This is a genomic window from Crocinitomix algicola (genome assembly GCF_001661595.2).
GTDB classification, from domain to species: Bacteria; Bacteroidota; Bacteroidia; order Flavobacteriales_D; family Crocinitomicaceae; genus Crocinitomix; species Crocinitomix algicola.
In genome coordinates this window covers 1-10,769 of record NZ_LYPF02000036.1, presented here as the reverse complement: position 1 = coordinate 10,769, position 10,769 = coordinate 1, and the positions used below count along the sequence as shown (strand labels likewise).

Below are 10,769 nucleotides of genomic sequence, written 5' to 3'. Positions count from 1 at the left end.
CCCATAATCATCCACACGTTGAAGATTATGAAAGTAAAAAATTTAGACGATGAATTAATTTTAAGAAATTAAGAAGGATATAAGTCAATTCCCCAATTTTTGGTCTTGATTCCAAAACTCCCTACCACTAAGCAAAAAACCCAGCAACATCCTAGTGTCACTGGGTTTCCAAGTGATCGCGCTAGGATTCGAACCTAGGACCGTCTGCTTAGAAGGCAGATGCTCTATCCAGCTGAGCTACGCGACCATTCAATACATTTTTGTCATCTGTGAGATGCTCTATCAGCCCGTAGTGACAGAAATCTTCGATTTCGTTGTCAATACAGTCCCGATTCTTCGGGGCTGAGCTACGCGACCATTCAATACATTTTTGCACCTTAAGGGTGCCTTTGCAGTAAAATCTTTATTCGTCGAAAAAGATTTACTGATTCCATGCTTCATTCGACTTAGAAGCACAAAAGGAGATGCAAGCATCTCCTTTGTCGGGGTGGCAGGATTCGAACCTGCGACCTCCTCGTCCCAAACGAGGCGCGATGACCGGGCTACGCTACACCCCGAGAAAAATTTAATTTACTGTTAACTTTGTTAACACCGTGCCTTCGATTAGGCGAGCGCAAAGATATGTATATTTTGCTATTCTGCAAAGCTACGAGACTATTTTTTTAAATTTTTCCGTTTAATTATTCTTAACATTCACATTTTTAAAGCGTTCTAAAAATATTTTTTTTTGTTTATTCAGCATAATATGTAGCAAGTGCTCCACCGACAATTCTATTTAGATTAATTTCTGCAAGCTTGAGTAAATATTCTTGTTCTAATAAGGAAGATTCTGCATTAATTAATGTGAGTTGAACCAATCTAAAATCATATGCATTTATGCTCCCCTGTTCGAGTTGTTTTTTAGCAATTTCAAATACGGTTGATGTAGCTGATACATTTTCTCTTGCAAGATTAATGCGTTTCAATAATGAATGGTAGAGCTCATATTGAGTCAAACCTTCTGCAGTTATGTTTTGCCGGATATCGTTGTGAGTAATTTCAGCATTTTCTTTTGAAATTTTCGCGTTGGCAATCGCTCGATTTACATTTCCTCCGTCAAATAGATTAAAATTGATATTTAACCCTAAGACTGGACCCCTGTTTCTATTTAATGAAATAAACCCAACTTCTGCATTTGATTGAGCAAATTGATATCCACCATATACATCAATAGTGGGGTATCGGTTCGCTTTTTCAATTCGTATTTGAGCCTCTGCAATCAATTCATCTATCGCAGCACTTTCTAATTGATAACTATTTGATTTAATTGAAGCTAAAAGCGAGTCTTTATGTGGGGGAATTGCAAAATCGAAACTTTTTTGCGTGATTGTAATTTCGGAATTCAAATCGATTCCTAGAATTCGTTTAATTTCTAATTCTAATGTGGTAATCAAATTCGTTTGTGCTAAAAATCGGATACTATCTGTTTTATAATCAACAAGTGCTTGATTGAAACTCATTTCTGTACCCGTTCCAACTTCTCTTTTTCTTTTTTCAAGCGAATAGCGATAATTTGAAATGGACAAAGACGACTTAAAATTCTTTAATAATTTTTCTTGATATACCAATTGGTAATAAGCTGCAGCTATATCAGCAATAGTTTGTTCAATATAAAACTTTGTAAGAACTTGTCCCTGTTGATATAAGTGTTCCAATTGCTCTTTTCTAGCATAAACTCCAAATCCATCGAACACAGTCCAATTTGCTAAAGCTGATAGGTTGATATTTCCCGTTTGAGCATTTTTACCTTCTTGAAAGTCACCGCTTGAAAATTCCTGACGTGTATTATTAAACGCGGTTGAAATTCCGCCAGAAAGACTGACTGTTGGTAATAATCCGGCATTTCCCCACGCATCATTATTTGAAGCAATTCGTTCATTGTTTTTTAGAATTCGAATCTGATAATTATTGGCCAGCGCTGTAGAAATGAATTCCGGTAGCGTTTGAGTATTCCCCTGATTTATGGTCAAACCTAAGGCAAAACTTATTTGGAATATTTTATTGATAATCTTCTTCATTGATAATATTGTTCTCTTTTGATGCAATAAATGAGTATAAGGCGGGAATAAGATATAGAGTTAAGATTAAAGAGAAGATTAATCCTCCTATAATAGATAGTCCCATTGGTACTCGACTAGTCGATGAATCTCCCAACGCTAAAGCAATGGGTAAAGCGCCTAAGACGGTTGATAAACTGGTCATTAAAATAGGTCTAAATCTTTGCGCCGCAGCATCAGTTGCAGCCTGAATTCTAGACATTCCTTCATCTCTTTTTTGATTGGCGAATTCAACAATTAAAATTCCATTTTTAGTTACTATTCCAATTAAAACAATCATACCAATCTGGCTAAAAATGTTGAGCGTTTGATCAAACATCCATAGAGTTAATACAGCACCCGCTAAAGCTAAAGGAACGGTCAACATTATGGTTAAAGGGTCTCTAAAGCTTTCAAATTGTGCTGCCAAGGTTAAGTACACCAGAATCAAAGCAAATAGAAATATGATCATAGTACTTTCTGAACTTTCTGCATAATCTGCAGCACTTCCGGTTAAATCAGTACTGAACGATTCGTCCAATAATTGGTCTGCAATTCGGTCCATTTCAGCGATACCATCTCCTAACGTATACCCGGCTCCAGGAGCGGCCTGAATCGTTGCCGAAGTATAACGGTTGTATCTTAACAACGAAGGGGGACGACTTTGGTATTCCACATCGACTAGATTATCCAGCGTAATCATTTCACCAGTCGCACTTTTAACGGTTATTCTATCTAAATCTACAGGTTCATCCTTTTTTTCTTTCTGAGCCTGAGCTATCACGTAATACTGTTTACCGTCTCTCATAAAATAACCCAGTCGCTCTTCACTCAGAAACGTTTGTAAGGTTTGGGCAATATCAAGTACTTCAACTCCCATTAAATAAGCTTTATTACGATTTATTGTTAATACCAATTCCGGTTTGTTAAATTTCAAGTCAACATTGGCATTTGCAAAATATGGGCTTGCATTTACGCTATCCATAAATGCAGGGAGGACTGCCTTTAAACGAGCTAAATCGGGAGCTTGTAAGACATATTGCAAAGGTAAGTTTCCACTTCCTCCACCACCAGCTTGTATCGTAGGTTCTTGAACAACAAATGATTGAGCAAATGTTAACGACTTTAGCATCTGATTAATTTCAGCTGCAAGTTCATTTTGTGATTTTTTACGATCTTGAGGTTGTTTCAAAGGCATAAAAATAAACGATGAATTTGCGGCTGTAGAAGCCCGGAAAGTAGGGGAGGTTACTCCTAATAAGAAAGCTTTTTCTGGTATTGTATCAAGCATATACATGAGCTTTTCTTGATAATTATCCATGGCCTCAAAAGAAGTACCTTCAGGAGCTGTAGAAATTACCCTTAATTGACTTTTATCCTCCATCGGTGCAAGTTCTGAACTGAGCATTGAACCTATACCAAGAAAAATAAGTAGGATGACAAGAAACAATGGAAAAGCTAACCATCTTCTCTTCATAAATCCTTTTAAACTTTGCGTATATCTTTCGATTAATCCTTCCACACGCATTCGAGCCCATCGCATTAATCCGTTTTCCTTTTTACTTTTACGCAACATTTTGGAGCTCATCATAGGTGTTAAAGACAATGTGATAAATGTTGAGATGACCATTGCTCCAACAACAACCATTGCAAACTCACGAAACAATTGCCCAGTAAGTCCAGTCATAAAAAATATCGGTAAAAACACACAAACCAAAGTGATAGAGGTGGCTATTACTGCGAAAAACACTTCGCGCGAGCCTTCAAAGGCGGCCTTGACCGGGTGCATTCCTTCTTCGACTTTCGTGTAGATATTTTCCATAACTACAATTGAATCATCTACAACTAGTCCTGTTGCTAAAACTAAACCTAATAGAGATAAGACATTAATTGAAAATCCAGCGGCATATAATACCCCGAAGCTACCTATTAGGGCAATTGGAATTAAGATGATGGGAATAAAGGTTGTTCTCCAATTCCTCAAAAAGAAGAAGATCACGATTAAGACCAAAATAAAAGCGAGGAAAATGGTAGATTCTACTTCGCTAATTGCTTTTCTAATTGAAGTGGTCTTGTCCATTGCTACATTTAATACGATATCTGCAGGTAGATCTTTTTTCATTACTTCTAGGCGTTGAAATGCAGCATCGACAATCTCAATATAGTTTGCACCCGGTTGTGGTTGTAAGGCAATTCCAACCATAGGAATAACGCCGTTCCCTCTTAATAATGTTCGCTCACTTTCTGCACCTAGTCGGATATGAGCTACGTCTTTTAGGCGAATAAGTGAATTGTTTTTATCTAATATGATTAGGTTTTCAAAGTCAGACTCCTCTTTTAGTAAGCCTAAGGTTCTAACAGTTAACTCAGTCTCACTTCCTTCAATTCTACCTGAGGGCAGTTCTATATTTTGAGCATTCAGTGCATTTTTTATATCAATTGTTGTTACACCTAATGTTCGCATTTTTATAGGATCGAGTTCTAAACGCATGGCGTATTTTTTTTCACCCCAAATTCGGATACTACTTACACCAGGAATTGTCTGTAAGCGTTCCTTGAAAATATCATTACCTATTCTAGTTAACTCTAATAGACTCCTTTTTTCACTTTGAACAGTGATCGATAAAATTGTTTCCGCATTGGCATCTGCTTTGTTTACAACGGGTGGGTCGGCATCCGGGGGTAAATTTTTAATGGCTGCGGAGACTTTATCGCGAATGTCATTTGCTGCATCATTCAAATCAATTTGCGGTAAGAATTCTACAGTAATCGTACTTCTACCGTCAGTACTGATTGAGCTTAGCTTTTTTACACCCTCTACACTGTTTATTTGTTCTTCAAGTGGTTCAGTAATTTGAGATTCTATGATTTCAGCGTTGGCTCCAGTATAGTTGGTTTGCACGGTAACGACAGGAGGATCAACACTTGGATATTCTCGAACACCAAGAGATATATACCCTACAATTCCGAGTAATACAACAATAATTGCAAAGACCGTTGCTAAAACGGGTCTTTTAATACTTAACTCCGATAGCGTCATATTTAATGATTTATGGATTGAAGATTTACGGATTGGCCATCCTTAACTTGCAATAATCCAGTTGTGATTATCGTATCACCCGATTCGATTCCTTTTGTGACATGAACCCTATCAGCAGTTCTATCACCTAAAAAGACTTGTTTTTTAATTGCTTTGCCTTTTTCATAAACGTAAATTGTCTGATCATTGATTTCAGGAACAATTGCTTGAGTGGGAACTAGCAATGCTTCATTCGTGTAATCAGTCGGAATAATAACTTCTGCATATGTGCCCGGAAGTACTGAAACGGAGTCATTTGAATTTAAAAATGCCCTTACATTTATTGTTCTTGAATCCAGGTCGATTACTGGATTGATAGCATATACATCAGCCGTTAAGGTATCGCGATTGACAACAACCTCTATTTTACTACCCACTTTGATGCTTTTTTGATGGGATGCAGGTAGTGTGTAGTCAACCTTGATTTTACCTGTTTGAGTAAGCGTTGTTATTGACGTTCCTGCACTTAAGTAGGCACCTAAGCTAAAGTTTCTCATGCCTAAAACACCTGAAAAAGGGGCTTTTACATTGGCCAAATCTATATTTACTTTAAGCTGTTGGATTTGAGCTTTTAAGTTTTCAATTTTTGTAGTAGCGATATCAACTTCTTCATCACTACTTCCCCCAACGTCAATTAGAGCTTGCTTCCGCTTCAAATCTCGTTCCGCATTTTTCAATTCTGCATCGAGCCCAATTAATTGAGCTTTCCAAGATCGGTCATCTAGTCTAATTATCGACTGACCTTTTTTTACCGTAGTACCTTCTTTAAAGTTAATTGCAAGGACTTGACCTGAAATGGGCGCTTTTAATTCGACTTGTTCATTGGGCAACAAATCAGCGGTAGTCAGTAGTTCGCTACTGAATTCGTTTTCCGATACTATAAATGCGTCAACATTAAGATTTGGGCGAGTATCGTTACCTGATTTTTCAGCATCATTTCCACAGGATCCTAACGTAAATATTAGGACTGCGGAATAAAGTTTTAGTTTCAATTTATTAGTCATTTTTTCTTTTGTAGGCGTTAATAGTATAGCTAGATGGTGGTTGATTGTCAATCGATTCGTTTAATTTATTCATCGCATTTGCGAACATTTCCTTTTCTTTAGAACTGAAGTTTTTAAATAGTATTTTATTGGTCTGTTGAATAGCCTCTTCGACAATAGGAACTAGATGAATAGCTTTTTCAGTGGCAACTAGGTTTTGACATCTGCGATCTTTTTTATTCGTTTTTCGCTCAATTAAATCCAAATCAGATAACGCATCGACTGTTCTTTTGATGTAAACTTTATCTTTTCGGAGATGATCGGCTAGATCTTTTTGCGAAATTTTACCTGAGTGTTTTACGATGTATAATAGTGCAACAAAGTTTCTCTCAATACCATGAGGTTCCATTAAATTCGAAAGGGTACTTAAATAAACCTCCGCGAAACTTGCAAGTTCAAAACCATATACTCGTTTATCCTTCAATTCAATTCCAATTTCAAAAATGGTTACAAATGTAACTATTATTGGAATCGCTGAAATGATGAATTTCTTAAATATTTGTTAAAACATCTAATGGGGGTTTCCTTTTAATTATGGTAATAAATGGTTATTACCTAAGCACCGTAACATGTCCGTGATATTCAAGGTTTTTGTCCGTGTTTTGCTCAGAAGCAACGATGTGATAGATATAGACACCTTGTTCTACTGAATTATCTCCATATGTACCATTCCAACCTTTTGTAACATCATATGATTCAAACAATAATTCTCCCCAGCGATTGTAGATGGCTAATTTAAAATTGTAGATGTCTATCCCATTAAAATAAGGTTTAAATTCTTGATTTAAAGGATCATCATCCGGAGTGAATGCGTTGGGAATAAAAACGGAGAAGTCTTCCTCAATTCGAATAGACTTCAGGGTTGTATCTGTACAATTGAATTCATTTTTAGCAATTAATTGGACAAGATAGTCGTTTGCAATTTCTGGGAATTCAAAAGTAGGATTTTTACTTTCACTAAATAGAACACCACCGTACGACCATTCCCACTCAATACTTGAGATTGATTCATTGTCAAAATGCACTATGGGGTCAAGTGTTGTAATAGTCTGCGGAGAATAGCTAAATGCAGCAATGGGTTGATCTAGAACTTGAATGAAATCATATTTTATTTTACTGTTGGAGCATCCGTTAACATCAACGTATGTTAATGTTATATCATAATTTCCAGGAGATAGATAGGTATGATAAACGGTATCACAATCAAAACTTGAAGCTCCATCACCAAATTCCCAATAACAAGTCCCTGCTGTAGTATTTGTAGAGTAAAGTGTTATTTCGGAAGGGGCGCAATAACTAGTATCATTCGTGGTAAAATCAATATTGGGAGAAGGAAGTACGGTAAAAGTTGCAAAATAATCTGCGCTACAAACCCCATCAAAAGTATTTGTAATTAGGTGACTTCCAACACCAGCAACGCTTGGATCAAAATTACCTCCTATAACTCCAGGGCCTGAAAATGTACCATCGTTTACGGCGTCAATTGGAAAGACTGCGTCCTCTTCACAAATTGTTGTTGGCGGGATAATGGTACCATCAAGAACAGGGAGCCCTGCTACTACAGTAACGTTAGAATTATAAGTACAGCCGTTACCATCTTCGATACAGACGGTGTAATCTCCAGCACATAATGATGAAAAATTCCCCGTTAAATTAGAAGTCGTACAGTCATCAATACTGTATGAAAAAGGAGGAATACCAGTGGTTACTTCCAATTGAATCGCACCATCGCAAAATCCCACACAAGATTCGTGTATAATTTCAGTTTCTACAATCATTGCTTCAGGTGCTGTAATTTCAACGACAGAATCGATGGTACAGCCTAAATCATCTTTTATTACAATGTCATATTCGTCTGATTCAAGGTCTTCAAACACCCCAACTGGTTCAAAACTAGCTCCGTCAATCGAATAAGTGTATGGAGCGGTGCCTCCTATGGCAACCATTTCTATTCGTCCGTCTGCGTAATCTGAGCATGATGCATTGTCCAATGTAATACTATCAAAGTCGAGTGGAAGAGGTATATTTATCTCGAAGCTTTCAGAAACTTCACAACCATTTTCATCTGTAATTTGCACGTGGTAAGTTCCTTCAAGCAGGTCGGACATCGTTCTTATATCTTCTCCAGCGATAGCTAAAGGAGACCATTCGTATAAAATATTTTCAAATACTCCAGCGTAATTAAATACAGTGTCGATTACAACTTCGCCTAATTCATCTGCGCAATTGGGTTGTAAAACTTCTAGGTCAATCATTATTTCTTCAGGTTCAACTATTTCAATTGAATCGGAGAAAAAACAGGGGTACTCATCTTCAATTTCAAAATAATACCAGCCTGCGTCTAAGTTTTCTGCATAATTGTTGTTATCTAAATTTACAATTTCGTCTAATTCATTTAGTATTGTGTATGTAATTTCACCAGTAGTTCCGCTTAATGTTATTGCAACATAACCGTTTGACATCCCATAACACGTAGGATTAGATGAAGTTATATCACTTTCGATTAAGCAATCTTCTTCTACTTCAATTGTGATACAAACAGAATCTATACAAGGTGACACACCTGCGACGTAGCAAGCTTCCCAAATGCCAACCCCAGCAGTTGCAGGATTGAATTCTCCACTAACGGGATTAATACAATCTCCGCAGCTCGCAGACCAAGTTCCATCAATTGGACTTGCTGTTAAGATATGCGTTCCTGATGCTTCTCCAAATGGACCAGCAGCATCAATACTTACAACTGGAGTTGGAGTGACTTCTATCAATACAGTGTCTGTAGAAGAACATGTTCCGTCGTCAGCGGTAACGATATAATCCTCAATTCCTAAACCGGGCTCAAAAGCAATGCCATCCGAAACATCATGATCCCAACTTACCAAAGCGCCATCCGGATTATAAGCCGTTAATATGATCTCATCTCCTTCACATATTATTTGATCAATACCAGCAGATACTTCTGGACCTTCGGAACATGAAATGCTAAAGTTGTCTATTATCCACCGTTCACTGCCAGCCCATGCTTGCACAGTTATTCGAACTTGCATCTCACTTCCTCCTTCAAGACAACCTGTGGTGTATAATCGACTGCCTCCGTCTATATCGTCTGATTGAATAACCATCACATCTGCACATGGGCCATCGCAAAATGTCGCGTCAGGAGGACTTGTCCAACCTGCTCCATCAATATTATATTCTAATTGAACCCAGTCAACTGAATTGCAGCCTGTACCGCATGCTTCCATCGTACCTTCTTCGGCTAAATCAAATTCAATTTCAATATTTTCGCAGCTACTAATGTCGATGATTTCCGTAGTCCAAGATGCTGGTCCGTTGGTGTCTTGTGCGCGTAATTTACCGCCGCTGACTTTAAAAAAATCTCCGCTATCCGAACATGATGGGCAGTCTGTAGACCATACAGTTCCGGCAAAATCGTCTGTTCCAACAGTTGCGCCTTCGGTCTCGTCAAATTCTTCCAGAAAGATTGTTTGAGAATAGATTTTTCCCTGTAGTAAAAGGCATAAAAAAGTCAGTGAAAATAGAGTAGGAAGATGCAATTTCATGACGCGTTTTTTGAAAATTCACCGCAAAGATAGTTAATTGAAACTCTTCATGAAACTAAGGCAAGTTATTTAAAGATTAATTAATGTTGAACCAGTTGATTTTAGTTCGATATAGTTAGTTCTTGTTTTTGAGAATTGTATGTGAATTTATTACCAATCATATCATTAACGCCAATTATGCCTACTGTGGATAAGGAGGACAGAGCCGACATATCAGATCGTTCAAAATTAAATGTCTTACTCTGATTAGATGAGTATAAGGCTATCGGAAATGTTTGAACGCCTTGCGTGTTTTCAAGTTGGGCGTTTTTATTGCTAACCATTTTATGGTCAATCATAGAATAGGGTGTGCCGGTATCGAATAATAAGTTGATGTCATCTTGATTGGTGTTTTTAACTGAACAAATTAGATAGCCTAAACTTGTATTTACTGGACATGTAAAGTAGTTTTTGTTCATAGATAAACTCTCCGTTTGCATTTCGATTTGGTAATCGATAAAATTTAACGTAAAATTTTGGTTTTTGAAGAAACCAAATCCCAATACGACATCAAAAGCTGTTCCTACCATATCACTTACCATTTTAATTTCATTTTTTGCGGTATTAAACGGTAGCTGGTCGTATGTTACTTCCCCTAAAGTCATTTCATCTAAAATTCCTTTCTCTAACGGAAACTTATTTCCATTTATATCTGAAATTAATATACCAGTGGTATCTGTAGAGAGGTGTAGATCCTCTATGAGTTTTGTTGAGATTTGAATTGTAGAAAAATCTCCAAAGTCGATAAGCGCGGTGTATTCTTTGTCCTCAATTTCTACTGTTGTAAAAAGCAAATTATAGGGTGAAACACTAAATTTAAAGGAGTTACCCTGCTGAGCACCTAATTGGAATTTAAAGAGCAATAAAATCAGAAGCAGATAATAGTTCATAAGTTTTTAATTCAAAATTAAACAGCCGTTTCTCTACAGAATGTTAAGCAATTCTAAATTTTGTAAAAGTCTGTTAAAAAAAG

General features: G+C 37.1%; 6 protein-coding genes and 2 tRNA genes. All 8 read right to left on the bottom strand.

Features of this window, described 5'->3' with window-relative positions:
- Window positions 1-173 precede the first annotated feature (173 nt).
- A tRNA-Arg gene (locus tag A8143_RS16405) sits at window positions 174-247 on the bottom strand.
- Between the two features lie 235 nt (window positions 248-482).
- Window positions 483-557, bottom strand: a tRNA-Pro gene (locus A8143_RS16400).
- Between the two features lie 174 nt (window positions 558-731).
- On the bottom strand, window positions 732-2,057 hold the full coding sequence (locus A8143_RS16395) for a TolC family protein (RefSeq protein ID WP_066759980.1): 1,326 nt from the start codon (window positions 2,055-2,057) through the stop codon (window positions 732-734).
- On the bottom strand, window positions 2,038-5,115 hold the full coding sequence (locus tag A8143_RS16390) for an efflux RND transporter permease subunit (protein ID WP_066759979.1): 3,078 nt from the start codon (window positions 5,113-5,115) through the stop codon (window positions 2,038-2,040). Before A8143_RS16390 ends, A8143_RS16395 begins: the two co-directional genes overlap by 20 nt.
- Before the next feature lie 2 nt (window positions 5,116-5,117).
- Complete coding sequence (locus A8143_RS16385) at window positions 5,118-6,158, bottom strand: efflux RND transporter periplasmic adaptor subunit (RefSeq protein WP_066759978.1); 1,041 nt, start codon at window positions 6,156-6,158, stop codon at window positions 5,118-5,120.
- A complete protein-coding gene (locus A8143_RS16380) occupies window positions 6,151-6,621 on the bottom strand; it encodes a MarR family winged helix-turn-helix transcriptional regulator (protein WP_066759977.1) in 471 nt (156 codons plus the stop codon). Before A8143_RS16380 ends, A8143_RS16385 begins: the two co-directional genes overlap by 8 nt.
- A 127-nt stretch (window positions 6,622-6,748) precedes the next feature.
- Complete coding sequence (locus tag A8143_RS16375; protein ID WP_066759976.1) at window positions 6,749-9,757, bottom strand: PKD domain-containing protein; 3,009 nt, start codon at window positions 9,755-9,757, stop codon at window positions 6,749-6,751.
- Window positions 9,758-9,858: 101 nt separating this feature from the next.
- The gene (locus A8143_RS16370; RefSeq protein WP_066759975.1) at window positions 9,859-10,686 is read right to left on the bottom strand and encodes a retropepsin-like aspartic protease; all 828 of its coding nucleotides are present in this window, start codon (window positions 10,684-10,686) and stop codon (window positions 9,859-9,861) included.
- Between the last annotated feature and the right edge of the window lie 83 nt (window positions 10,687-10,769).